Genomic DNA, 24094 nt, shown 5'->3' on the forward strand with positions numbered 1-24094 from the left:
TACGTAGCGCAAGCCACCGCCGCCTTCAGCCGACACTCAGAGACCACTGGCGTCGACGATCTGGTTATCCCAGCCGCTCCCGGAAGTACGCAATGGTGCGTCGCAGGCCATCTTCGGGCGCCACCGTCGGCTCGTAGCCGAGCAGCTCGCGGGCGAGCGTGAGATCGGGCCGACGCATCTCCGGGTCGTCGGAGCTGCGAGTGACGTAGGTCACCGACGAGGTGCTGTCGGAGAGCGACACGATCAACTCGGCGAGTTGTCGCATGGACAACTCGTGCTCGGTGCCGCAGTTGACCGGGCCGGTCTCGGTCGAGTCGAGCAGCAGCAGGATGCCCCGCACCAGGTCCTCGACGAAGCAGATGGACCGGGTCTGGTTGCCGGTGCCGTGCACGGTGATCGGCTCGCCGCGCAGCGCCTGCGAGATGAAGGTGGGGATGGCGCGGCCGTCGTCCGGTCGCATCCGGGGGCCGTACGTGTTGAAGATCCGGACGATGGCCGCGTCGAGTCCGCGGTAGCGGTGGTACGCCATTGTCGCGGCCTCGGAGAAGCGCTTCGCCTCGTCGTAGACGCTGCGGACGCCGATCGGGTTGACGTTGCCCCAGTAGGTCTCGCGCTGCGGGTGCTCCTTCGGGTCCCCGTACGCCTCGGAGGTGGAGGCCATCAGGAACCGGGCACCGTCGGCGACCCCGCGCTCCAGCAGGTGCAGGGTGCCCACCGAGCCGACGCGGAGGATCTCCACCGGCAGTAGGGCGAAGTCGGTGGGGCTGGCCGGCGAGGCCATGTGCAGGATCGCGTCGAACCGCTCGGCCAGGGCCGGGTGGTGGGTCGGCAGACCCTCGGAGATGTCCGCTTCGACGAGCGTGAAGGTCGGCCGGTCCAGCAGGTGAGCGACGTTTTCCTTGGAGCCGGTCACGAAGTTGTCGAGCGCCACCACCGTGCAGCCACGGGCGATGAGGGCATCCACCAGGTGCGATGGGACGAAACCGGCGCCGCCGGTGACGAGAACGCGATGACCGGAACCGAAGCGCTCAGCAACCTTCATGCTGGTCAGCCTACCGACCCCCGATTACGGCGGGAGGCCCCCTGCCGACGCGTGGCGTCAACGGGGGGCCTCCCGGTGCGTGGCTCAGTGGGCGCCTGCGCCGGTGAGGGCGCGCACCTCCAGCTCCGCGTACTTGTCCTCGTCGTGCTCCTTGGAGATGACCGTGCCGATCCACCCGCACAGGAAACCGAACGGAATGGAGAGGATGCCCGGGTTGGACAGTGGGAACCACTGCCAGTCGTGATCCGGGAACATCGAGGTCGCCGCGCCGGAGACCACTGGCGAGAAGAACACCAGCAGGACGGCCGAGAGCAGGCCGCCGTAGATCGCCCACACCGCGCCGGAGGTGTTGAACCGCCGCCAGAAGAGGCTGTAGAGGATCGCCGGCAGGTTGCCCGAGGCGGCGACCGCGAAGGCCAACGCCACCAGGAACGCCACGTTGAGGTTCTGCGCGTAGATGGACAGAAGGATCGACACCGCGCCGATGACCAGAGCGGAGATTCGTGCGACCTTCACCTCCTGCCGTTCCGACGCCTCACCCTTCTTCATGACGTTCGCGTAGAAGTCGTGCGCGAGGCTGGACGAGGAGGCCAGGGTCAACCCGGCCACCACCGCCAGGATGGTGGCGAAGGCGACCGCCGCGATGATCGCCAGCAGGGCCGCCCCACCGAGGTCTCCGCCGAAGAAGTCGATGCCGAGCGCCTCGGCCAACTGTGGCGCGGCGGTGTTGCCGGCCTTGTCCTGCGCGGTGATCGCCTTGCTGCCGACCAGCGCCGCCGCACCGAAGCCGAGGGCCAGGGTGAGCAGGTAGAAGGTGCCGATGATGCCGATCGCCCAGAGCACGCTCTTGCGGGCCGCCTTCGCGGTCGGCACCGTGTAGAAGCGGATCAGGATGTGCGGCAGACCGGCGGTGCCGAGCACCAGGGCGATACCCAGGGACAGCAGATCGACCTTGTTGTAGAAGGTCTGCGTCGAGTTGCCGGCGACCTCGACGCCGTAGCGGAGCCCGGGTTCGAGGAACGCGCTGCCCTTGCCGGATGCCGCCGCCGCCTGGCCGAGCAGCTCCGACAGGTTGAAGTTGAACTTCGCCAGCACCAGGATGGTCATCAACAGGGCGCCACCCATGAGCAGGAACGCCTTGACGATCTGCACGTAGGTGGTGCCCTTCATGCCGCCCACGGTGACGTAGATGATCATCAGCGCGCCGACCATGATGATGGTGGCCACCTTCGCGGTGGCCGCATCCATGCCGAGGAAGGTCGTTCCCGGTCGGATGCCGAGCAGCAGCGCGACAAGCGCACCCGCGCCCACCATCTGGGCGAGCAGGTAGAAGATCGATACCGTGATGGTGGAGACCGCCGCCGCCGTACGCACCGGACGCTGCCGCATCCGGAAGGCCAGCACGTCGGCCATCGTGTACCGGCCGGAGTTGCGCAACAGTTCCGCGACCAGCAGCAGGGCCACCAGCCAGGCGACCAGGAAGCCGATCGAGTAGAGGAAGCCGTCGTAGCCATAGAGCGCGATGATGCCGGCGATGCCGAGGAACGACGCGGCCGACATGTAGTCGCCGCCGATCGCCATGCCGTTCTGGAAGGCGGAGAAGGACCGGCCGCCGGCGTAGAAGTCGGTTGCCGTCTTGGTCTGCCGGCTGGCCCAGATGGTGATGCCCAGGGTCACCGCCACGAAGACCAGGAAGAGTGTGATGGTCAGGTTGCGGGCGGTGTGGTTGCCCGCCTCAGCCGCGAGGAACGTCTCAACCGCGTGGACCGTCTTCACGGGTCACCTCCCCCATCTCTGCACGGATCCGGTCGGCGATGGGGTCGATCTTCCGGTCCGCGTACCGGGAGTAGAGCCAGGCGATCAGGAACGTGGAGACGAACTGGAGCAGGCCGAAGACCAGCGCGACGTTGATGTTGCTGCCGAACAGCTTCGTGCCCATGAAGTCCCGGGCGTACGCGGAGAGAATGACGTAGAGCGCATACCACAGGAAGAAAGCGACGGTCATCGGGAAGACGAAGCCGCGCAGCGCACGCCGCAGCCCGGCGAACTCGTCCGACCGTTGTACGGCCAGGTACTTGTCCGACTGGGAAGCGGCCGGAGCGGGTGTGTCCGTGGACATCTGTGGATCACCACCTTCACAGGCGTCAGAGGAGTTTCGCGCACCGTAAAGAGCGCGCTCCCCGACAGGGAAGGCCGAGATCGACACCGGTAGACGAATGCGCCGAGCGGTTGATTGCGTGCGCCAGGTGACTCAGATCACCACGGTGACCGGTCGGTCGGGTTGAGCGTCCGTTCAGGCCGGCAGGTCGTGATACCGACCGCGGTAGTGCAGCAGCGGAGACGCCTCCCCGGTCAGCTCGACCGTCTCGATGGTGGCCTCCACCAGCAGGCCCCAGCCGTACTCCCGGGCGTTGTCCAGCCGGCATCCGGCCCAGCCGCCGGCGTCCCCCGGCACCGGCCCGTACGGCGTGTCGATCCATTCACCGCTGGCGAACAGCCCGCCCGGAGCAGGGAAGAGGCCGGCGAACCGGTCCGCGAGCTGCCGGTGCGGCGGGCCGAGCGGCGTGACCGCGAACCGCCCCGCCTCCTCCGCCGCCGCCCAGAGGTCGGACTCCGGGTCGATCAGCCCGAGCAGCCGGTCCGGTTCCCCCTCGGCGACAAGCGTGGACGACACCGTCAGTCCGGCCGGGCCGGGCGCCGTCCAGAGCGTCACCGGCGCGGCGAGGCGACCGCGCAGTCGGCGGACCGGCGACCGCTGCCCGCTCGGCACCGCGAACGGGTCGGTGGAATGGATCTCGGCACCCGGTTCTTGATTCACGTGAAACATTGTGCCGCCCCGACCCCGTGCCCAGCCCAGGAAGCGCTCGTGCAGGTCGGTGGGTCGGCCGCCGATCCGGGCGAGTTGATCACCCGCCTCCGTCATCAGGGCGCCCAGGTAGATCAGCAGCGCCACGCGGTCGTGCCGGTACTCGGCGAGCAGCGTCAGCCGCGCCGGCTGGCACGGCCAGAGCGCGCCGCAGCCGCGACACCGCCAGAGCGGGCGCATCGGCAGGTGCGGTCGGCTCATCTCAGCCCGCCCTCAACGGCCGCCGTTCGCCCGCCACGTCCGCGCCGGCAGCAGGCCGTGCGGCCCGGCCTGGTCGCGACGAGGCCCTCGTCGGCCCGTTCGCCCACGCGGGTGGTCGATCCGGCGGGCCAGCCGAGCGCCCTGATCCGATCGCGCCGGACACGGCCGCCGCCACCGTCCTTCTCCGGTACGACCACCGCGTCCCGATTCCGCTGCGGATGAACCCGGACATGGCCGATCTCCTCCCAGTCGACGAGGGCCGCCCCGATCGGGGGGATGACCGGGGCGGCCCGAACGCAGGACCGGACGCCGGGACGTCGCCTCCACCGGCCGGGCCGCGTGCCTTCCACCCTGGACGGAGAGGCGCGGACAAGGGAGGATGCCAGGGCTTACTACACAGCGCGATCACGTACTTACCGGAGAGGTAAGGATGAACATCGAGATGTGGGTACGGGCGTTGAAGGCCGCCCGGGCCGGTGCCGACGTGTCCCAAGAAGCGCTGGCGACCCTGATCAAGTGGAGTCCCTCCACGGTGGCCGCCATCGAGACCGGTCGGCGTCGGCCGACCATGGAGTTCGCGGTCGCCGCCGACGAGGCCCTGGCCACCGGCGGCCTCCTCGCCGAACTACTCAAGGCTGCGGACCAGGAACACGGCCCATCCTGGTTCGTCCCGTGGCGTGGATACGAGCAGCGGGCGACGCGCCTACGCGCCTTCGAGGCATGCCTCGTGCCCGGCCTACTTCAGACCGAGGAGTACGCCCGTGCCGTTATCTCGGCGGGTCGACTACATCCGCCGGCTGTGATCGACGAACTTGTTGCGGTTCGCTTGGAACGCCAACTGCTGCTGTCCCGGGATGTGCCGCCGTATTGCGTTTTCCTGATAGACGAGATGGGCCTGCACCGTCCGGTGGGCGGTCCCGCCGTGCTCAATGCCCAACTCGGCCGACTACTTGAGGTGGCGGACCTGCCGTTCGCCAGATTGCACGTCATTCCACTGAGCGTCGGCGAGCACGTCGGTTTTGGTGGCGGGTTCGTGTCCGCCGATCTGCCGGACGGGGACAGGGTGCTCTACCTGGAGAATGCCGCTAGAGGACACGTCATGGACGACCCGGAAATGCTCCGATTGATTGATCGAAAATGGGATAGTCTGCTCGGCGAAGCACTCTCGGCAAGAGCCTCAATGGATCTGATCCGGAAGCTGAAGGTGACACCATGACGATGATTGAGCCACGCTGGCGCACGTCCACCCGGTCGACCGACTCCGGCGGCAACTGCGTCGAGGTGGCGGACAATCTGCCCGGCGTCGTGTTGGTTCGGGACAGCAAGAATCGCTCCGGCCCGACCCTCACCTTCGCTCCGGCCGCCTGGCGTGGCTTCGTCGCCGACACGGCCCAAGCCCTCGGTCGGCGCGTCGGTTAACGGCGTGGGGTGACCGTGGCCAGCAGCTCCGGCTGACGACGGTCCAGCACGTCACCCGCCAGGTACGCGCCCAGCAGCGCCGCCCCCAACCCGTACGCCACACCCACCGGAAGCGCCAACCAGAGCCAGGCGTCGCCGAGCAGCGCCGCGGCCACCACCATCGGCACCGCCGCGACCGCCGAGACGACCATGGCCAGCACGGTGAGCAGCCCCTTCGCGACACCAGCGCCGCTGTTCATCGCGAACGGGTTGCTCGTCTCCGGCAGCGAGTACGCCCCGAGCACCGAGATGAAGCTGTTCACCGCCAACCCGGCGCCGTAGGTGGCGACCAGGCTGCCGAATGTGAGGCCGAGCCATTGCGGCCGCCCGAGCACCACCGACAGCACCACCGCGACGAACGCCAGCATCGGCAGCACGTACAGCGAGAAGGCCACGATGCGCGCGCGCAGCTCCACCCGACCGGGCACGCCGGCCACCACGTTCGCCGCGTACGCGCTGCCGTCGAAGCCGAACTGGTTGGCCAGGGTGACCGAGGCGAGCACGCCGACGAGGAGCATGGAGATGGTGACCACGACCGGTGAGGTGTTCTCGACACCCGCCGTCAGCCCCGCGCCGTCCTCGACCGCGAAGTCCCCGCCCGTCACGTTGATCACCACGGGTACGAAGATGCCGACCACCGCGATCGTGATCAGGTTGGCCCGGCGGCGGGCATCCCGCCACCAGTAGCGGGCCTCCCTCGCGACAAGCGCGCCGAAGCGGTCCCGCCGCGCCCAACCGGCCAGTCGCGGAAACAGTTGACGGACCGCGCCGCCGGTGGCAGCGCGCTGCACCGGCGCCTTGCCGGCGCTCACCGCGCCCACCATCGCCGACTCCAGCGACCGGGACCACCAGAGCAGCAGGGCAGCGATCGCCACCACCGTGATCAGCAACTTGACCGGGGCGGCCCAGACCCGGCCCTGGGCCACGTCGATGCCGGCGGTCCACGGTGCCCCGAGCGGAGTCCAGCCGATGACCGTCGCCACCCCGTTCAGCCGGTCCCAGTCCGCGTCGCGCAGCGCCGCGAGACCGAACACCTGCAACGGCCCGAGCAGCGCGGCGGTCACCGCCAGCAGCACGGCTGCCAGGTCACGCACCCGGCGCGAACGCAGCATGGTGGCGAAGGCGCTTGTCACCGCCCGGCTCACGGCCACACAGAGCAGCAGCCCACCCGCCACCCCGAGGACAGCCACCAGGCCAGCGGACCAACCGCCCAACGCCCAGGCGGTGAGCACCAACCCGAACGACGCGACGAGAACCGCCAACACCGGCACGCTGACCAATGCGGCGGCGAGCAGGCCGGTGACCAGCGTGCGACGGGACAGCGGCAACAGCGCGAACCGGGCCGGATCCAACGTCTCGTCGACCCCGAAGAAAACCAGCGGCAGCAGCAGCCACCCGAGCACCAGCAGCCCACCGCCGGCAGCCGCGATCAGCACCGCGTACCTGCCGTCGCCGGCCAGGCCGGGCGCGGCGAAGAGAAAGAATCCGCTGACCGCGAACCAGAGCCCGATCAGGGCGCCGCCGATGAACAGCGCGATCCGCCAGCCCTGACCCCGGAAGTTGTTGCCCAGCACCCGCAGCTTGAGTCGTACGAAGTGCCGGGCCGAGACCTGCCGCACCGGCGCGGACGGCTCGGCGGCGGCGCTCACTGGGAGAGCCACGACAGCTCCTCACCGGTCGCGGTGCGACCGCCGACCACCTCGACGAAGACCTGCTCCAACGAGCGGTCCCCGCGCACCTCGGAAAGGGTGCCGACCCGCTTGATGGTGCCGCCGGCGAGGATCGCCACATGCGAGCAGAGCCGCTCCACGACCTCCATCACGTGACTGGAGAAGACCACGGTGCCGCCGCCGGCCGCGTACCTGGTGAGGATGTCCCGGATCAGCGCGGCGGAGACCGGGTCGACCGCCTCGAACGGCTCGTCCAACACCAGCAGCCGGGGACCGTGCAGCAGCGCGCAGGCCAGGCCGATCTTCTTCTTCATGCCCGCCGAGTAGTCCACCACGAGCGTCCGACCGGCATCGCCGAGCGCCAACACGTCAAGCAACTCCGCGGCCCGCTGGTCGACCACCGCCGGGTCCATCCCCCGCAACAACCCGTTGTACGCCAGCAGCTCCGCCCCGCTCAGCCGATCGAACAGGCGAACCCCGTCGGGCATGACGCCGAGCAGTCGCTTGGCGGTCAACGGGTCCTGCCAGACGTCGTGCCCGAGCACCCACGCCGAGCCGGCGTCCGGCCGCAACAGCCCGACCGCCATCGACAGGGTGGTGGTCTTGCCGGCGCCGTTGGGGCCGAGTAGGCCGTAGAAGGAGCCAGCCGGGACGTCCAGGTCGACGCCGGCCACCGCGATCGTGTCGTCGAAGCGTTTGGCCAGGCCACGCAGTGCGAGCGCGGGGTGCGCAACAGTCATGCGCTGACGTTATCCGCCGATCGCCAGTCGCGCCGTCCAGCGGCAGGCGGACCCGCCGTCATACCCGAGGGGGACCAGCGCTTTCACAGGCGGACAGTTTCGGGGGTGTGCAGGCGGAGCATGGTGGCCGCGACGTCGGCCGGTGCCCGCCGCCGGGTGGCCATCGACACCACGACCATCACGGTGAAGGCCAGCGGCACCGTCCAGGCGGCCGGCTGGGTGGTGAGCGTGCCCGGCCAGCCGGACAGCGGCGGCCCGAGCACGGTGACCAGCACCGCCCCGATCGCCGCACCACCGCCCACCACCACACCGGCGGCGGCGCCCACGTCGGTAAGCCCACGCCACCAGATGCCGAGCACAAGTAGCGGGCAGAAGCTCGACGCGGCGACCGCGAAGGCCAGCCCGACCACCTGCGACACGTCCAGTCCGGACACGTGCAGCGCCAGGAGCGTCGGCACCGCTCCGGCGAGCACCGTCGCCAACCGGAAGCCGCGCACCGAACCCTGGCCGAGCACGTCCGTCGAGATCACCCCGGCGACGCTTGTCAGCAGCCCGGACGAGGTGGAGAGGAAGGCCGCGAACGCGCCCGCCGAGACCAGCGCGGCGAGCATTCGCCCGGTTGCCCCGTCGCCGAGGGCCGCACCGGGCAGCAACACCACCACCGCGTCGGTCTGCCCGCTGACCAGTAACTGCGGCGTGTAGATCCGGCCGAGCACCCCGTACAGGGTGGGCAGCAGGTAGAAGACGCCGACCAGGGCCAGCACGACGAGCGTGGTCCGGCGGGCGGCCGCGCCGTCCGGGTTGGTGTAGAAGCGGACCAGTACGTGCGGCAGACCCATGGTGCCCAGGAACGTGGCCAGGATCAGCGAGTACGTGGCGAAAAGTCCCCGGTCGTCGTTGCCCGCGGCGCTGGGCAGCAGCCAGTCGCTGGCGGCAATGGCCACCCCGGACACGTCCGGCACCGGGTCGCCGGCCGCGAAGGTCAACTCGTCTCCGGGGCGTACCTCGCGGATGTCACCGTCGGGCAGGGTGAGGGTCGCGCGGTGCTCGACCACGACGGTGGTCGTGGTCCGGAACGTCGGCCCGTCCGGCGGCGTCACCGCCGGGCGGCCGTCGGCCTGCCACTGCAACGCCAGGAAGATCACCGGTACGGCGAGCGCGGTCAACTTGACCCAGTACTGGAACGCCTGCACGAAGGTGATCGCCCGCATCCCGCCCAGCGCCACGTTGGCGGTGACCACAGCGGCCACCAGCAGGGCACCGACCGGGTACGGGGAGCCGGCGACGGTGGCCAGGGTCAGCCCCGCGCCCTGGAGTTGCGGCACCAGGTACAGCCAACCAATGAAGATCACGAACGCGGTGGCCAGGATGCGCAGCCGACGGGACCCCAGCCGCAGCTCGCAGAAGTCGGGCAGGGTGAACGCGCCGGAGCGGCGCAGCGGCGCCGCCACGAAGAGCAGCAGGGCCAGGTAGCCGGCGGCGAAACCGACCGGATACCAGAGCACGTCCACGCCGTACTTGAGCACCAGACCGGCGATGCCGAGGAAGCTCGCCGCCGACAGGTACTCACCGCCGATGGCGGCGGCGTTCCACGTCGGGCTGATCGCCCGGGACGCCACCAGGAAGTCCGACGTGGTCCGGGCCAACCGCAGCCCGTAGAAGCCGATCCCGACGGTGACCAGGGTGACCGCGACGATGGCCGGGACCACGAAGTTGTTGCCCACTCAGCGCTCCGGCCGCTGCACCAGGTCGGTGAAGTCCTGCTCGTTGCGCTCGGCCAACCGCACGTACGCCCAGCCCACCCCGATCAGGAACGGGAACGAGGCTACCCCGAGCAGCAGCCACGGCAGGTTGACGTCGGCCACCGTGGTCCGGCCCAGCGAGGGCGCGACGGCGAACAGCAGGGGCAGCCCACCCAACCCGATGGCCACCACCAGCGAGAGCCGCAGCGCCAGCGCCAGTTGCGCCCGGACCAGCCCGCGGACCAGCGCCTCGCCGACCTGGGTCTGCTGGGCCAGCTCGGCGCGGGTCCGCTCGGCACGGGTGTCCTGCCGGCTGATCTCGGCCAGCACGATCCGGGCCCGCCGGGGCGGCGGTGCCGCACTGCCCGACCCCACGTCAGGGAGTTGCTTGGCCACCCCGGCAGTCTTGCCCGCCGCGCGCGATTGTCAAGCGGTGGTGCTCACCAGCCGCGCGCAACGAGGCAGTCCGTCACGCCGGTGGTCGTCGGGATCGTGGCAAGGTCCCGGCGTGCCCTCTCCCGGCCGAGGTTCGTCGCCCAGAGTCCGTCCCGGGGCAACTCGGCGGCGATCTGCCCCAGCGCACACGCGCGCATCGGCTCGGGCAACCGGGTCAGGGCCGGCACGGCGTCCGCCGACAGCCCGGACAGGTAGCTGACGTCCAACCGGCCGGTCTCCAGGTACCTGTCGACGTTCCGTTCGGCGATCAACCGGTCCGGGTTGACCATGGCCAACCCGAGCAGCGCCAGCACCGCCGTGCCGACCACCAACCGGGGCAGCCAGGCCGCCCGCAGCCGCACCACCGCCACCCCGACCAGGACGAAGAGCAGCCCGAGCCAGAGTTCGACTGTCGTCACGAAGAGCCGGAGGCGGGTGGCGCCGTACGCGTCGGCGTAGACCTGCATCCGGTAGAGCGCCGAGGCGACCACCACCAGGCTGAGTGCGGCGAGCGTGCCGAGCAGTACGCGGACCAGCAGTCGATCGACCCGGGTGGCCTTTGGTGCCCGGCGGGCGGCGATCGCGATGACCAGCAGGGTGAGTGCGGTGACGGTGAGCAACTGCCAGAAGCCGCCCCGGGCGTACTGGGCGTAGGTGAGCCCGGCCGTCCGCAGCACGTGCCCCGCGCCGCCGAAGAACACCGTGAGCTGGACCAGCACGAACGCGGCGAACAGGGCGTCCAGCAGCACCAGCGGCAGGGTCCACTCCAGCCGGTGGGCCGGTCGAGCCGGCCCCGGCCGCAGGCCCTCCAGGTCGGGGGGTCGGCTGACCAGGTACGCGGCACCGAGCAGGCCACCGCCGATCAGCGCCAGACGCAGCAGCCAGCCGACGACACCGTCCAGCGAGATGTCGGGCAGGAGACCCGTGACCAGGTCGGCGAAGACCGCGTCGGCGGAGGAGAAGAGCAGACCGAACAGCAGCAACAGACCAGCGGAGATCGCCAAGGTCTTCAGGACGCGCCCGAGACCGATCCCCGCCCCGGCCGGGCGGGTGTCGTGCAGTCCGCGTACCGCCCAGGGGAGGGCACGTACGGTCGCGGCCGGCGGCAGCGTCGCGGCGACCAGCATCCCGAGCGGGCTTCGCCCGCCGGTCACCGCGAGTGTCCCGGTTGCCGCGGCCGCGACCAGGCAGAGCGCGAAGAGCCAGCCGGCCGCGCGGACCGTGCCGACGGCGACCAACGCGATCGTCGCGACGGCCCAGGCGATCTGTGCCGCCCGCCCCGGTGCCCCCGTGGCACCGGGACGGGTGGCCGTCCCCGCAGTCGGCCGAGCCGGCGTGGCGGTCGCCGCCGGCGTGGCGGTCGCCGCCGGCGTGGCGGTCGGCGGTGGCGTGGCGGTCGGCGGTGGCGTGCTCCCGGTCGGCCTGGTGGCGGTCGCCGCTGGCGTGGTGCTGGGCGGCGGCGTGCTCTCAGTCGGCCGTGCCGGTCCGGTGATGGTCGGTGCCGGCGTGGCGGCGGCGGTCGGCGTCGTCGGTCCGGCCGCTGCGGCGCTGGGCGCGGCCGGAGCGGTGCCGCCCACCGCCGGGGGCGATGGCCTGGGACGCACGACCGCGGCGGTGACCAGGGCGGCGGTGCCGGCCAGCGTGGCCACCAGCCAGCCGAGGCCGGGACGCACCATCGTGAGCGTGGCCGCGCCGACGACTGCCGCCGCCGTCAACGCCGCCAGGACCAGCGGATGGACGGAGCCGGACGGCCCCGGCCAGCGCCGCGCGAGCGCCGACGGGGGTCTGGGTACGGGCGGCGCACCCGGCCACGGTTGGGGCTGACCGGCGGCCGGTGCGGCGGCCGAACCCGGTCGGACCGGCGGCGGGAGTGCCTGCGGTCCGGTCGGTCCGGTGGCCGGAAGCGGGGTGGTGCCAGGGCTGGTCATGCGACCTCTTTCCGATGTGGCCCGTCGCTCGGGATGGTGACCTGGATGCGGCAGCCGGGCCGATCGGCCCGGTGCGGTTTGACGGGGTCGAGGACAGCGATCCGACCACCGTGCAGTTCGACGACCCAGCGGGCGATGGCCAGGCCGAGCCCGGTCCCGCCGCCGGCGGACCGGTCGCCGCGCGTGAACCGTTCGAAGACCCGGGACCGTTCGCCAGGTGAAATGCCCTGGCCTTCGTCGCTGACCTCGAAGCGGAGCTGGTCGGCGTGTTCCTCGGCGCTCAGCCGCACCGTGCCCCCGGGTGGGCTGTGCCGAGCCGCGTTGTCGAGCAGGTTCGCGAACACCTGGTGCAGCCGCCACGGGTCCGCGTGGACGGTCAGCGGCGCAGGCAGCTCGCGGAGCTGGAAGCGCACGTCAAGCGCCGCTCCGGACGCGCTGGCGGTGGCGTGCTCGACCGCCTCGTCGAGGAAATCTCCCACGTCGATGCGGACCCGGCGCAGCGGTACGACCCCGGCGTCGAGGCGGGACAGGTCGAGCAGGTCGGCGACGAGGTGCCCGAGCCGCTCGGTCTGGGACAGCGCCGAGCGCAGCGCCGCCGGTTCGGCGTCGGCCACCCCGTCCACCATGTTCTCCAGCACGCCCTGCAACGCGGTGATCGGCGTCCGCAGCTCGTGCGAGACGTTGGCGATCAACTCACGTCGGCGCTGGTCCGCGGCGTGCAGATCCTCGGCCATCTTGTTGAACGCCTGGGCCAACTCGCCGACCTCGTCGCGGGAGGTGGCGCGTACGCGCCGGGTGTAGTCGCCACGGGCCATCGCACCGGCGGCCGCCGTCATCTCGCGCAGCGGCGAGGTCATCCCGTGGGCGAGCACCTGCGAGGTGACCAGCCCGATGCAGATGCTGGTGACCGCCGTGCCGGGCGGGAGCCAGCCGATGCCGTACCAGAAGTAGCCGATGGCCACCGCCCAGGAGGCGACCAGCAGTACGCCGAGCTTCATCTTGATCGAGCGGACCGGGTCCAGTGGACGCGGTAACACCCGTTCCAGCCAGTCCAGCAGCCGAGCGGTCACGCGGGCACCTCCAGGGCGTACCCGACGCCATGGACGGTCCGGATCAGGTCGGCGCCGAGCTTGCGGCGCAGTGCCTTGATGTGGCTGTCCACCGTGCGGGTGCCACTCCCGTCGGCCCATCCCCACACGTCGGCGAGCAGCCGTTCCCGGGGGAGCACCGTGCGTGGTCGCCCGGCGAGGTGGAGGAGGAGATCGAACTCCGTGGGGGTGAGGTGCACGTCGGCGCCGTTCCGGCGGACCCGCCGCTCGGCCTCGTTGATCTCGATGTCGCCGAGCCGGATCGCGGGCGGCGTCGGGGCGGCGGCCCGCTCCACCCGCCGCAGCAGAACGTGCACCCGGGCGGCCAACTCCCGCATCGAGAAGGGCTTGGTGAGGTAGTCGTCCGCGCCGACCGCGAGCCCGACCAGCAGGTCGGTCTCGTCGTCCCGGGCCGTGAGCATCAGCACCGGCACCGGCCGGTCGGCCTGGATCCGGCGGCACACCTCCAGGCCGTCGAAGCCGGGCAGCATCACGTCGAGGACGACGAGATCCGGCTGGCCGGTGCGGAACCGCTCGACGGCGCTGGGTCCGTCCGCCGCGACCTGCACCGCGAAACCCTCGGCCCGCAGACGGGCGGCGATGGAGTCGGCGATGGTTCGTTCGTCCTCGACGACCAGTATCCGGCGTTCCCTCATGGGTGACGACTGTAGGGAGCCGCCGTGGAGATCAGTGGGGTGCGTTGTGAACAACCTGTGGAGAACCGTTCACGCCTGTGGATAACCCCGCCCTCGGGCCGGCTGGCGTGGGTGAACTCCGGAGGCTCGTTGTGGACAACCGGATGAGCTGTCAGGGTGGTCCGGTAGAGAGGAGGTGTGACGGTGACGAACCCTGCCCGGCCCGGCTGGGGCGACGCCTGGACGGTGGACGACCTCCAGAGCCTCCCCGAGGACGACCAGGTCTATGAGATCTTCGACGGGAGTCTGCTCGTGTCCCCCCATGCGGACGTCTTCCACGGCGCGGTCGCCAACCGCCTTCGCCGGATCCTCGACCGGCAGGCCCCCGCCGGTGTGCTCGTCGGTCAGGACATCGGCGTCAGTGCGAAGCGCTCCTCATACTTCGTGCCTGACCTCTTCGTGGCCAGCGAGAGCGCGTTGGACAGCGGCGGTGCCGCGCTCGACCCGGCCGACATGCTCCTCGTCGTCGAGGTGATCTCACCGAGCAACGCGGGCCGAGACCTGGTGCTCAAACGTCACGAGTACGCAGCCGTCGGCATTGCGCTCTACTGGCTGGTGGAGCCCCGTAAGCAGACTCTGACGGTGCTGGCGAACGGCGCGGGTGGTTACCGCGAGCAGGCCGTTCTCCCGGTCGGCGAGGTCTACCGCACTGAGCAGCCGTTCCCTCTCACCCTGCCGCTGGCCGACATCTTCTGACCGTCGCGAAGCGGGGCCGGTGGCGTGGTGCCACCGGCCCCGCTTCGTCGAACCGTCAGCTGGTCGGTACGACCAGATCAACGGTCATGCTGCCGCTGGCCGGGACGGTGAACCGGGCCAGCTTGCGGGTGCCGTCCGGCTGGGTCGCCAGGTAGCGACCGTCGAACTGCTTCTCACCAAGCGAGACGTTGTAGGTGAAGAAGATCCGCTGCGGTCCCTTGACGCGGATGCTGAACCGACCGTCGGTCATCCAGACGTTGCCCGCGATATCGCCGGTGTCGACGTTGCGGGCGATGACGAACCCACTGGTGAACGGGGTGCCGTCGGGCGTACGGAAGGTGCCGGTCAGTTCGACGCCCTGGTCGAGTCGGACGTTGTGGGTGGTGGCTGCCCCGACGGTCACCGGCACCGGGGTGGCGGTGAACCGGGTGGGCTTGTCGCCGGACCACACACTCGCGTACTGGTTGGCGCCGACCACCACCGGCCAGGCGTACGGGCCGAGGCGTTCGAGGGTGTAGACGCCGTGCTCGTCGGTGATGGCGTCCTGCGCGCCGACCCCGGGGTGGGCGGTCAGCACCGACACGTCGGCGTTCGGCACCGGCTTGCCGGCCGGGTCGGTGACCGTGCCGGTGACCCTGCCGGCCCGGTCCAGCCTGATCTGCGGCCCGGTGGCGATCTGGCCGACGGTCACGGTGACGACGGCTGCCTCCCGCTCGTCGCCGCTGCCGCCGTTGACGCCCACCCACTGGCGGCCGTAGTTGCTGTCCCGCGGCACCGCGAAGAGCTTGTAGTTGCCGGCGGTGAACGGCCCCACCGTGATCTTGCCGGTGCGGTCGCTGCAGTCGCCGTAACTGTCTGCGAGCTTCGCCTGCTTCGGTAGGAACGTGTCCAGGCAGACGTCCGCCACGGGCGCGCCGCTCTGTCGATCCACGACGGTGGTGCTGATGAGCGCGCCGGGCTGCATTTTCGCGGTCAGCTTGGTGTCCCGGTTCGCCTTCACCCGTACCCCGGTCACCTCGCGGTTGAAGTGCAGCCGGTCCGGCACGTCCAGGTAGATGGTGTGGCTGCCCTGCGGCAGGCCGGTGATGGTCACCGTGCCGGTGCCGTTGCTGCAGACCGACTGGGCGCAGAAGTCGGCGATGGGTGCTCCGCTGACCGAGTCGACCGCGCTCACGGTGACCGAACCGGTGCCGAGCAGGCTGTCCGTGATCCGCGTCTGCTCCCCAGCGCGCACCTCGACGCGGTCGGCCTCCTCGGAGGTCAACTTGCCGCGGTAGTACTGCTGGCGATCACCGGCGTACAGGCCGACGAGGTAGGAGGCCGGTAGTAGCTGCGTGGTGAACTCACCGTTCGCGTCGGTTTCCGTGTAGGCCCCGCTGCCGCCGCCGGCGGTGTTGATGCTGACCTGGGCGTTGGCGAGCGGGGCACCGGCGGCGGTGGTGAACCGGCCGCTGAGGGTGCCCGCCGACAGCGCGGTCTCGTTGACCACTGTCGCCTCGTCCGCCTTCACCTGGAAGACGGTGGCGCTGTCCTGATCGAGTTTCCCGGGCACGTACTGCACCTGGTCGATGCCCGCGATCGGCTGCAGGCTCAGTTGGTAGCGGCCCGGCTGGGTGGCGAAGGTGTATCGACCCTGGTCGTCGGTCTGCCCCCCGGTCACGGCGCCGGTGTCGACCTCCCGGGCGTTGATGGACAGGTTCGGCATCGGGTCGCCCGCGGTGTTGACGATCTGCCCGGTGAAGGTGCCGACGGCGAGGAGTTGGTCGTCGGCCTTGGCGGTGCCACCGGCGGTGACGCTCACCGAGTCGGCGTTCCAGATCGTCGCCTGCTGGCGGTAGTACTGCCCCGGCTGCTCAAGCGGGAAGTAGCCCACCTTGTAGGAGCCGGCGGGCAGCCCGGCGATGGTGTAGTTGCCGTCGGCGTCGGTGCTGGCGTTACTGACGTAGTTGTAACTCTCCGACTCGTAGACCTGCACCAGGACCTCGGCGGCGGCGGCGCCGGTGCTGGTGCTCAGGTGTCCGCTGACCGCGCCGGTGGCCGCGGCCTGAGCCGGAGTGGCGCCGGGCAGCACGAGTGCCGCCACGACGGCACCGGCCAGCAGGGCGCGGCGGGCTGGGAATAGCTGCATTGATGTCCCAATGTGAGGGTGGTGGGGCGACCCGAGCAGGCTTCGCCCACACCGACCCTGTGCCCCGTACGGGAGTCGGCCTCAGCAGAATAGGCCACTGGCGATATCGGCCGGTAGGGCCGCTCGGGCGGACCCGCACGACCGGTCAACCTCCTCAGCGGACCGTCACTTTAGGCCGACGCGCTCCGGGTGGGCCGAGGCGGAGCCGAGCCAGGTGTGCGGGTTGCCGTACCAGCACCACCCCAGCTTCGGTGCCCCCTGGCTGATCCAGATCGCCGGCACCCGCTTGTCGCCGCAGCGGGAACCGACCAGTGAGAAGCACCTGTTGCTGGCCAGCGCGGCCGGATGCAGCGTGACGAAGGCGAGTCCCTCGTCGATGCTGAGCGGCAACCGGCCCTGGGCGGTGATCCCCTCCGTGGCGGTGGCGGGGGCCAGGTTGCGGAACTCCTCGCCCCGGTCGACGTCGAAGAGCAGGTACGCCGGCCCGGTAGGCACCTCCAGCTCCTTGATCGGGTCGAAGCGGGGCAGGTCGTCGTCGGCGTAGTTGCGGTCGAGAACGCCGGGCTTGCGCTTGCCGGCCAGGGTGGTGAGCGCCAGCCGCTCCACCACCCCGATCAGGTCCCGGGTGATCACCAGCAGGAACGGCACCCGGGCGTCGGTGGGGGCGGGCAGGCCGGCGGCGCCCTCGATCGCCCTGGCCCGCAGCGGTGCGACCAGGTCGCGGAAGGCGCTCTCGGTCAGCCCCGCCAGCGCGGGGTAGCCAAGGTGCACCAGGCGGTCGAGTTGACTGTCGAACTCGGTGGCAGCGTCGAACACGGGCGGCTCCGTTCGTCGTTGAGCAACGTACCGTACGACGTACGGGCTTGTCTGTTTATTCCCGCGACGCCAGGAGCTCTCGGTTCGCGAATTCTGAAGCCTGCTGGGCCGCGAATCGAGTAGGGGCGGGCTGCACTGGCCTGCTCCGTTCCGGAACTGCTGCTGGCGTCTGTTGGCCGGTGCTAGGTGCGGGCCTGGTTGAGTCGGGCTTGCAGGGCGGCGGCCAGGTCGTCGCGTTGTTGCTCGTCGATTCCTCGTCCGGGCGGCTGGGTCAGGTAACCGAAGACCTTCGGGCCTCGGTGGTCGTCGGGGAGGTCGGGCATCCGGGGTACGACGTGGAAGTGGACGTGTCCGAAGCCCTCTTGTTCGGCGAATTGCATGACGTAGGTCTTCACGCAGCCGGTCACCTCGTGCAGGGCGCGGGACAGCGTGACCTGCCAGGTGCCCAGGGCTGCCGCCTCATCATCGGTCAGCTCGGCGATGCTGGTGACGTGGCGTCTGGGCACGAGGATGAGCCAGCCCGGCAGCGTGGTGTTGAAGGCGTGCGTGACGCGCCAGCGGGGGTCGGCGGCGATCCGCTCTCGGGGCGGCAACTGGTCGAACTGGTCGTTGTTGCGGCAGACGTAGCAGTCCATTGTCGAAAGCTAGCTGCGCGGGCTGTGGCTGTCTGCTGGTCGGCGCGTGCGGCTACTGCTCGTGTCGGTAGAGGGCTGCGGTGAGCGCGCGGCTGCGGGTGCGGTGGCCGAGAGCGTCGGTGTTGTCGACGAACTGGTCGATGGCGCCGGTCGGCGGCAGCGCCCGCAGGACGTGGTCGGAGATGCTGCCGATCAGCGCCTGGGTGAAGCGTTCGGCGTGCAGGACGCGGAAGGGTCGGTCGTGGAAGGGTCGGACGTGCGGGTCGACCGGCGCGGTCAGGCCGAGGTCGTTGTGCCGGGTGGCAACGGTCTCGTAAGCGGTCACCAGGTGCTGCTCGCGGTCCTGCCAGTTGTCGGCGCCCAGCGCCGCGGCCAGCGCCGTGGCGAGGCGATCGGTGTCGGGCAGGCGGGCGAAGGCGGTGCCGAGCCATTTGCTGTAGGGCGGATAGGTCCGGTCGATCAACAGGCGCAGCCGCATCAGGTCGCGGACCAGGCGGGCGGCCACGACCGCCGAGCCGAGTTCGTCGCCGACCTCGCCGCAACGGCCGACGAACGGTTCCTCCTGGCTGACGCGCTGCCATTGGCAGGCCAGCACGTAGCGCCACACGTCGTCGGGATACCAGGCCAGCGCTTGCCGCGCCGCGTGCAGGTCGCCGGGGCCGTCGTGGTGCACGACGCCGGTGGTGACCTCGGCCAGGGTCTGGGTCGGGGTTGCCAGCCAGTCCTGGGTTGTGATGCCGGTCAGTGGGTTGAAGCCGAGGTGACCGGTCAGCCAGGTGGCAGGTTCGGCGATCACGACGCCGTGCTGGACGCGTCCGGTGGTAGGTCGCAGGTGTCGGGTGCCGTGCTCGGTGGGGACCAGGCTGGCGGGATAGCCGGCGATCGTGTCGGGCAGCCGCTCGCTGAGCAGGTCGTTGATCCTGCCGCCGTGGCGGGCGAGGTTGTCGGCGGTGAGGAAAAGGTGCAGCCGCGGACCCCAGTCGTGGTCGGTGGAGCGCTGCGTGTCGAAGCCGAGGACGTCGGACCCGGCGCCGATCAACGCCGCGCTGTGGACGAGGCCGGGAAAGTGTCGTACCAGCAGGGGCCGGACCGCGTCGTAGAGCCTGCGGGACAGATCCACGCCGGCGATGAAGTCCACGGACACGCTCGGCATCCTCGCAGCCCGAACCGGCTCTCGGCGACATGTTTCCGGCGAGCCGGACTCAGCGGCCCCAGTCCTGCTTCGCGGCCCGGACCAGCTTGTCCTTCAACTCCCGGGTGTGCCGCCGGCTCACCGGCAGTTCGGTGGCGTCGATCACCACGACATAACCGGAGTTGACCAGCCGCAGCTCCGCGATCAGCTTCAGTTGCACCAGGTACGACCGGTGCACCCGGACGAAACCGGCATCGGCCCACCGCTCCGCCAACGTGGCCAGCGACACCCGCACCAGGTGCGACCCGTCCGCCGTGTGCAGCCGGGCGTAGTCGCCCTGCGCCTCCACCCACCGCACCGCCGAGCGGGGCAGCATCCGGGTGGTGCCGGCCAACTCGATGGGAATTGTCGGGTCCTCCTCGGTGCGGGCCAGCGCCGCCGGATGCGACGGCACCACCCGCGACCCGATCACCCGCCGCAGCGACTCGGCCAGCCGGTCGGCGCGCACCGGTTTCCGCACGTAGTCGGTGGCACCGAGGTCGAAGGCGTCCACCGCGCCGTCGTCGTACGCGGTGACGAACACGATCGCCGGTGGCCGGGCGAAACGGCGCAGCACCCGGGCCAACTCCATCCCGTCCAGGCCGGGCATCCGGATGTCCAGGAAGACCACGTCCACGTCACCGTCGCGCAGCAGCCGCAGCGCCTCGGTGGCATCCCCGGCCGTCTGCAGCCGGGCCACCCGGGGATCGGCCCGCAGGTGGTACGCCAACTCGTCGAGCGCGGGCGGCTCGTCGTCCACCGCCAGCACCCGGAGGAAGCCAGTAGTCACGAGCCTGCCCGTACGCCCGGGTGGAACTTCGGGATCCGCATGCTCACCTTCGTGCCCGAGCCCAACCCGGTCTCCACCACCAGGCCGAACCGGTCCCCGAAGACCGAGCGCAGCCGCTCGTCGACGTTGGAGAGGCCGACGTGCTGACCCGGGTCGTCGCCCGGGTCGCCGGTGCCCCGGGCCAGCTCGGCGATGCCGGCGGTCAGCGTGGAAGGGTCCATTCCCACTCCGTCGTCCTCCACCGTGATGTGACATTCGGCGCCCGCGTCCCGGGCCTCGATGCTCACCATGCCCGTGCCCGGCTTGCGGGACAACCCGTGGCGAACCGCGTTCTCCACGAGCGGCTGGAGGCAGAGGAACGGCAACGTCACCGGCAGCACCTCCGGCGCGATCTGCAACCGCACCTGCAACCGGTCGCCGAACCGGGCCCGCTCGATGGTCAGGTAACGGTCGATCGAGCGCAGCTCCTCGGCGAGGGTGGTGAACTCCCCGTGCGCCCGGAACGAGTACCTGGTGAACTCCGCGAACTCCAGGATCAGCTCCCGGGCCCGCTCCGGGTCGGTGCGGACGAACGAACCGATGGCGGTCAGCGCGTTGTAGATGAAGTGCGGGCTGATCTGCGCCCGCAGCGCGCGGATCTCGGCGCGGGCCAGCCGCTCCCGCGACGAGTCCAGCTCGGCCAGGGCGAGCTGGTTGCCAGCCCAGTGCGCGGTCTCCAGGGTGGCCTGCACCAACCCGGGGGCGGGCGGGCTGTCGGCGATCGCCACCAGCGCGCCGACCACCCGGCCGTCCGCCCCCTGCAACGGCGCCACCACCGCCCCCCGGATCGGGCAGTCGACCCGGTCGCAGCGCAGCTCCTGCTCGCCGAGCACCGCCGACCGCCCGGAGTCCACCGTCCGCCGGGCCGCCGCGAGCAGTTGGTCGCCGTGGTGCGTGCCCCGCCCGTCGAGGGCCAGCAGCCGGTCGACGTCGGTGAGGGCCAGCCCAACCGCGCCCACCAGGGCACGCAGATGACGTACGGCCTTCGCCGCGCCCGCCGCGCTCAGCCCCGCCCGCAGCGGCTCGGCGGCCAGGCCGGCGGTGTGCAGCACCTCGTAGGTGGCGCGTTGGGTGGCGGTGGCGATGCCCCGGCGGGCCCGCAGCCGCAGCACCGCCAACAGGGCGGCGGTCAGCGCGGTGACGAGTGATACGACGCCGACCACGGCGGAGAGGTTGGCGCCCACGCAGTGATCCTTGCCCCTGGGAGCCGGTGCGCCAAGACCCCTAGTACGCGCCCTTGCGGGCGAGCACCACGCCGACCGTGCGCCACAGGATGCTCAGGTCGTACGCCAACGACCAGTTGTCGACGTAGTACAGGTCCAGCCGGACCGACTCGTCCCAGGACAGGTCGGAGCGGCCCGAGACCTGCCACAGGCCGGTCATGCCGGGGCGGACCAGCAGCCGCCGGCGTACGTCACCGAGGAAGTCGCCGTCGTCGGCCGGCAGCGGGCGTGGCCCGACCAGCGACATCTCCCCCCAGAGCACGTTGATCAGCTGCGGCAGCTCGTCCAGCGAGGAGGCCCGCAGGAAGCGGCCCACCGGGAAGACCCGGGGATCCTGCTTCATCTTGAACAGCATGCCGTCGGTCTCGTTCCGGTCGACCAGGCTGGCCAGCCGGTCCTCGGCATCGACGTACATGGTCCGGAACTTCCACACCCGGAACGTGCGACCCTCGTGTCCCACCCGGGGCTGCCGGAAGAAGACCGGCCCCCGGTCGGAGATCGTGATCGCCACGGCGACGCCCACGAAGAGCGGGGCCAGCACCAGCAGGCCGAGACCGGCGGCGACCCGGTCCATCAGGTTCTTGGCCAGCAGCGCCGGCCCGGAGAGGGTCGGTTCCTCGACGTGCAGCAGCGGCAGACCCTCGATCGGGCGGATGTGCACCCGGGGGCCGGCGATGTCGGTCAACTGCGGTGCGACCACCAGGTCGACGCCGGAGCCCTCCAACTGCCAGGCCAGCCGGCGCAGCTCGCCCGGCTCGGCGCTGGCCGACCCACAGACGGCGATCGTGTCGCCACCGACCTCCCGGACCAGGGCGAGAACGTCGCGACCGGCGTAGATCGGAACCGGGGTCGGCATGCCCCGGGCCGCCGCATAGCCGTCGGTGATGTGGATGGCGACGGGCACCAGCCCGGCGTTCGGGTTGCGGGTGACCGCCGCGTAGACCTCCAGGCACTCCGGCAGGGTGCCGACCAGCACCATCCGATGCGCGGCCTGACCGGCCCGCCGCCGGATGTAGTGCAGCGCCCAACGGGCCACGAAACGGCCCCACAGGATCAACAGCAACGCCCCGAGCAGCGCCGTGCCGACCGTCCAGCGGGACAACTCGGTCTTGGTGGCGAACGCGAGGAACGAGACGCTCGCGGCGACGGTTACCGCGGCCCGGATGACCCGCTTGAACTCGTCCGGGCCGAGCCCCAGGTAGCGCCGGTCGTAGGCCCGGTTGCTCCAGAGAATGGTCACCCAGCCGAGCGGGAGTAGCAGGTAGGAGACGGTGTGGAACCAGGTCGGGTCCTGCTGGGTGCCGGAGAACCCGGAGGCGGCCTGGTCGAAGAGTTGGATCGCGATCCAACTGGCGAACGCCGCCGCGCCGAAGTCGAGCAGCAGCAGGACGGCGATGTAGGGGCGGTGCCAGCGGGAGACCCGGCGACGCGACCTCGTCCACGCCGACCGGGGCACGCCGTTGTGAGACGGCGGCGTCGGCGGCTGGATCTCGAAGCTGTCGACGTGCCGCACGAGTCTGCTCCGGCCTTCGTTGGTTACCGGGCGCTGGAGGCTTGCCGTCACCTCACCCATGTCCTCCCGCATGACACGGGCCGCTCACTCGCAGTGAGGACCCGGGTCGCCCACCGTCCCAGTCTCCCACGCGGGCTCCGACCGGTCGCCGCCCCGAAGGAGATTGGCGAGCGATGGTGCCGGTGCGATCTGGCCGGCTCCGCACCATTTCAGAAGCCGGGGACCCGGGCCACTATACCGATGGATGCGCGCGTGGCCAGAACGGCGGACCGGAGCTTCCGCTCACCGTGGGCGATTCCGCTGCGTAGTCGCCGAGTGGAATAACTCACCGTACAAGTTTGGACAACCGTCGGTCAGCGAGCGGTTTGCCGCCGGTCTGACACGTCGCGCAGTACTGGAGGCTGGAGTCGGCGAAGGAGACATCGCGCACGGAATCTCCGCACACCGGGCAGGGCAGCCCGGTCCGGGCGTGCACCTTCAGCCCGGAGCGCTTCTCGCCCTTCAGCTCCGCGGCCCGCTGACCGAGGGACCGATCGACCGCGTCGCCGAGGACCTGCCGGGTGGCCGCGTGCAGGGTGGCGATCTGGGCGTCGGTGAGCCGGTCGGTGATCGCGAACGGGGACAGCTTCGCGGCGTGCAGGATCTCGTCGGAATACGCGTTGCCCACCCCGGACAGCACCGACTGGTCGGTCAGCACCCCCTTGACCTGCCCCCGCCGGCTGCGCAGTCGCTCGGCGAAGGTGGGCAGATCCGCGGCGAGCGCGTCCGGGCCCAGCTTGGCGACCCCGGGGACCGCCGCCAGGTCGCTGACCAGGTACGCGGCCAGCTTCTTCTGGGTGCCAGCCTCGGTGAGGTCGAAGCCGGAGCCGTCGTCCAGGCGTACCCGCACCGCGATCGGACCCTTGCCGGGACGCAGCGGCGTGGTGGCCGGGAACGCCTCCCGGTAGTGCAGCCAGCCGGCCCGGGCCAGGTGTACCACCAGGTGCAGGTCACCTTCGAAGAGCACGTCGAGGAACTTGCCGTGCCGGCTGGCGTCGACCACCGCCCGGCCGGCGACCTCGGTCGGTGCCGGTTCGTACGTCTTCAGGGCGCTGATCGCGGCGATCTCCAGCCGATCGACGCGCCGGCCCACCGCGCGCTGTCGCAGGTAACCCGCGAGCGCCTCAACCTCCGGTAGTTCGGGCACCACACAACGGTAGCCTTCTTTCCGGCGAGCGC

The 24094-nt window shown here is 70.8% G+C and carries 23 protein-coding genes; 4 read left to right on the plus strand and 19 right to left on the minus strand.

Going from position 1 to position 24094, the window contains the following annotated elements; translation table 11 throughout:
* Window positions 1-64: 64 nt before the first annotated feature.
* From ACFYPM_RS14865 to ACFYPM_RS14880, 4 genes are all read right to left on the minus strand, one after another.
* Window positions 65-1042 carry an NAD-dependent epimerase/dehydratase family protein gene (locus ACFYPM_RS14865; protein ID WP_387196040.1) on the minus strand — a complete coding sequence of 326 codons (978 nt, stop codon included), beginning with the start codon at window positions 1040-1042 and terminating at the stop codon, window positions 65-67.
* Between the two features lie 84 nt (window positions 1043-1126).
* Complete coding sequence (locus ACFYPM_RS14870) at window positions 1127-2818, minus strand: cation acetate symporter (RefSeq protein WP_387196042.1); 1692 nt, start codon at window positions 2816-2818, stop codon at window positions 1127-1129.
* Window positions 2796-3161 (minus strand): DUF485 domain-containing protein, encoded by a 366-nt coding sequence (locus ACFYPM_RS14875; RefSeq protein WP_387196045.1) that lies wholly within the window; start codon window positions 3159-3161, stop codon window positions 2796-2798. Before ACFYPM_RS14875 ends, ACFYPM_RS14870 begins: the two co-directional genes overlap by 23 nt.
* Window positions 3162-3335: 174 nt before the next feature.
* A complete protein-coding gene (locus tag ACFYPM_RS14880; protein ID WP_387196430.1) occupies window positions 3336-4088 on the minus strand; it encodes a flavin reductase family protein in 753 nt (250 codons plus the stop codon).
* Window positions 4089-4539: 451 nt separating this feature from the next.
* On the opposite strand from ACFYPM_RS14880, the gene ACFYPM_RS14885 reads away from it, so the two are divergent.
* Both ACFYPM_RS14885 and ACFYPM_RS14890 read left to right on the plus strand, forming a co-directional pair.
* Entirely contained in the window at window positions 4540-5325 is a 786-nt protein-coding gene (locus ACFYPM_RS14885) for a Scr1 family TA system antitoxin-like transcriptional regulator (protein ID WP_387196048.1), read from the plus strand.
* Window positions 5322-5528 carry a DUF397 domain-containing protein gene (locus ACFYPM_RS14890; RefSeq protein ID WP_387196051.1) on the plus strand — a complete coding sequence of 69 codons (207 nt, stop codon included), beginning with the start codon at window positions 5322-5324 and terminating at the stop codon, window positions 5526-5528. Before ACFYPM_RS14885 ends, ACFYPM_RS14890 begins: the two co-directional genes overlap by 4 nt.
* Here the strand turns inward: ACFYPM_RS14890 and ACFYPM_RS14895 are convergent.
* From ACFYPM_RS14895 to ACFYPM_RS14915, 5 genes are all read right to left on the minus strand, one after another.
* A complete protein-coding gene (locus tag ACFYPM_RS14895; RefSeq protein WP_387196054.1) occupies window positions 5525-7228 on the minus strand; it encodes an ABC transporter permease in 1704 nt (567 codons plus the stop codon). The two genes, ACFYPM_RS14890 and ACFYPM_RS14895, sit on opposite strands and share 4 nt — an antisense overlap.
* The gene (locus tag ACFYPM_RS14900; RefSeq protein WP_387196057.1) at window positions 7213-7977 is read right to left on the minus strand and encodes an ABC transporter ATP-binding protein; all 765 of its coding nucleotides are present in this window, start codon (window positions 7975-7977) and stop codon (window positions 7213-7215) included. Before ACFYPM_RS14900 ends, ACFYPM_RS14895 begins: the two co-directional genes overlap by 16 nt.
* A gap of 83 nt (window positions 7978-8060) precedes the next feature.
* Window positions 8061-9701: a cation acetate symporter gene (locus ACFYPM_RS14905; protein WP_387196060.1), complete on the minus strand. Its 1641-nt coding sequence runs from the start codon at window positions 9699-9701 to the stop codon at window positions 8061-8063.
* The gene (locus ACFYPM_RS14910) at window positions 9702-10115 is read right to left on the minus strand and encodes a hypothetical protein (RefSeq protein WP_387196063.1); all 414 of its coding nucleotides are present in this window, start codon (window positions 10113-10115) and stop codon (window positions 9702-9704) included.
* Between the two features lie 44 nt (window positions 10116-10159).
* Window positions 10160-11392, minus strand: coding sequence for a DUF4153 domain-containing protein (locus ACFYPM_RS14915; RefSeq protein WP_387196066.1), 1233 nt, complete (start codon window positions 11390-11392; stop codon window positions 10160-10162).
* A 52-nt stretch (window positions 11393-11444) separates the two neighbouring features.
* Here ACFYPM_RS14915 and ACFYPM_RS14920 point away from each other — a divergent pair, with 52 nt between their 5' ends.
* The gene (locus ACFYPM_RS14920) at window positions 11445-11978 is read left to right on the plus strand and encodes a hypothetical protein (protein WP_387196069.1); all 534 of its coding nucleotides are present in this window, start codon (window positions 11445-11447) and stop codon (window positions 11976-11978) included.
* 100 nt (window positions 11979-12078) lie between these two features.
* On the opposite strand, the gene ACFYPM_RS14925 is transcribed toward ACFYPM_RS14920, so the two are convergent.
* Complete coding sequence (locus tag ACFYPM_RS14925) at window positions 12079-13152, minus strand: ATP-binding protein (protein ID WP_387196072.1); 1074 nt, start codon at window positions 13150-13152, stop codon at window positions 12079-12081.
* Window positions 13149-13826 carry a response regulator transcription factor gene (locus ACFYPM_RS14930; protein ID WP_357377200.1) on the minus strand — a complete coding sequence of 226 codons (678 nt, stop codon included), beginning with the start codon at window positions 13824-13826 and terminating at the stop codon, window positions 13149-13151. Before ACFYPM_RS14930 ends, ACFYPM_RS14925 begins: the two co-directional genes overlap by 4 nt.
* Window positions 13827-14009: 183 nt before the next feature.
* On the opposite strand from ACFYPM_RS14930, the gene ACFYPM_RS14935 reads away from it, so the two are divergent.
* Window positions 14010-14561 carry a Uma2 family endonuclease gene (locus ACFYPM_RS14935; protein ID WP_387196075.1) on the plus strand — a complete coding sequence of 184 codons (552 nt, stop codon included), beginning with the start codon at window positions 14010-14012 and terminating at the stop codon, window positions 14559-14561.
* 55 nt (window positions 14562-14616) lie between these two features.
* Here ACFYPM_RS14935 and ACFYPM_RS14940 read toward each other — a convergent pair whose 3' ends face one another.
* The 8 genes from ACFYPM_RS14940 to ACFYPM_RS14975 form a co-directional block, all read right to left on the minus strand.
* Window positions 14617-16689, minus strand: coding sequence for a carboxypeptidase regulatory-like domain-containing protein (locus tag ACFYPM_RS14940; protein ID WP_387196078.1), 2073 nt, complete (start codon window positions 16687-16689; stop codon window positions 14617-14619).
* A gap of 165 nt (window positions 16690-16854) precedes the next feature.
* Entirely contained in the window at window positions 16855-17505 is a 651-nt protein-coding gene (locus ACFYPM_RS14945; RefSeq protein WP_387196081.1) for a DUF5701 family protein, read from the minus strand.
* A 182-nt stretch (window positions 17506-17687) separates the two neighbouring features.
* Complete coding sequence (locus tag ACFYPM_RS14950; protein ID WP_387196084.1) at window positions 17688-18140, minus strand: HIT family protein; 453 nt, start codon at window positions 18138-18140, stop codon at window positions 17688-17690.
* A 52-nt stretch (window positions 18141-18192) separates the two neighbouring features.
* Window positions 18193-19284, minus strand: a complete 1092-nt coding sequence (locus ACFYPM_RS14955; RefSeq protein WP_387196087.1) for a DUF4037 domain-containing protein — start codon at window positions 19282-19284, stop codon at window positions 18193-18195.
* Window positions 19285-19342: 58 nt separating this feature from the next.
* Window positions 19343-20101, minus strand: a complete 759-nt coding sequence (locus ACFYPM_RS14960) for a LytR/AlgR family response regulator transcription factor (protein ID WP_387196090.1) — start codon at window positions 20099-20101, stop codon at window positions 19343-19345.
* Window positions 20098-21324 carry a sensor histidine kinase gene (locus ACFYPM_RS14965; protein ID WP_387196093.1) on the minus strand — a complete coding sequence of 409 codons (1227 nt, stop codon included), beginning with the start codon at window positions 21322-21324 and terminating at the stop codon, window positions 20098-20100. Before ACFYPM_RS14965 ends, ACFYPM_RS14960 begins: the two co-directional genes overlap by 4 nt.
* A 40-nt stretch (window positions 21325-21364) precedes the next feature.
* On the minus strand, window positions 21365-22936 hold the full coding sequence (locus ACFYPM_RS14970; protein WP_387196433.1) for a sugar transferase: 1572 nt from the start codon (window positions 22934-22936) through the stop codon (window positions 21365-21367).
* A 265-nt stretch (window positions 22937-23201) separates the two neighbouring features.
* Window positions 23202-24062 carry an Fpg/Nei family DNA glycosylase gene (locus ACFYPM_RS14975; RefSeq protein WP_387196096.1) on the minus strand — a complete coding sequence of 287 codons (861 nt, stop codon included), beginning with the start codon at window positions 24060-24062 and terminating at the stop codon, window positions 23202-23204.
* Between the last annotated feature and the right edge of the window lie 32 nt (window positions 24063-24094).

It is taken from the genome of Micromonospora sp. NPDC005203 (genome assembly GCF_042872705.1).
GTDB lineage: Bacteria > Actinomycetota > Actinomycetes > Mycobacteriales > Micromonosporaceae > Micromonospora.

Excerpts from the sequence above, each read along its gene's own strand:
- ACFYPM_RS14940 (WP_387196078.1), bottom strand. The coding sequence starts at position 16,689 with ATGCAGCTATTCCCAGCCCGCCGCGCCCTGCTGGCCGGTGCCGTCGTG.
- ACFYPM_RS14950 (WP_387196084.1), bottom strand. The coding sequence starts at position 18,140 with ATGGACTGCTACGTCTGCCGCAACAACGACCAGTTCGACCAGTTGCCG.
- ACFYPM_RS14880 (WP_387196430.1), bottom strand. The coding sequence starts at position 4,088 with ATGCGCCCGCTCTGGCGGTGTCGCGGCTGCGGCGCGCTCTGGCCGTGC.
- ACFYPM_RS14885 (WP_387196048.1), top strand. The coding sequence starts at position 4,540 with ATGAACATCGAGATGTGGGTACGGGCGTTGAAGGCCGCCCGGGCCGGT.
- ACFYPM_RS14900 (WP_387196057.1), bottom strand. The coding sequence starts at position 7,977 with ATGACTGTTGCGCACCCCGCGCTCGCACTGCGTGGCCTGGCCAAACGC.
- ACFYPM_RS14930 (WP_357377200.1), bottom strand. The coding sequence starts at position 13,826 with ATGAGGGAACGCCGGATACTGGTCGTCGAGGACGAACGAACCATCGCC.
- ACFYPM_RS14970 (WP_387196433.1), bottom strand. The coding sequence starts at position 22,936 with ATGGGTGAGGTGACGGCAAGCCTCCAGCGCCCGGTAACCAACGAAGGC.
- ACFYPM_RS14890 (WP_387196051.1), top strand. The coding sequence starts at position 5,322 with ATGACGATGATTGAGCCACGCTGGCGCACGTCCACCCGGTCGACCGAC.
- ACFYPM_RS14865 (WP_387196040.1), bottom strand. The coding sequence starts at position 1,042 with ATGAAGGTTGCTGAGCGCTTCGGTTCCGGTCATCGCGTTCTCGTCACC.
- ACFYPM_RS14875 (WP_387196045.1), bottom strand. The coding sequence starts at position 3,161 with ATGTCCACGGACACACCCGCTCCGGCCGCTTCCCAGTCGGACAAGTAC.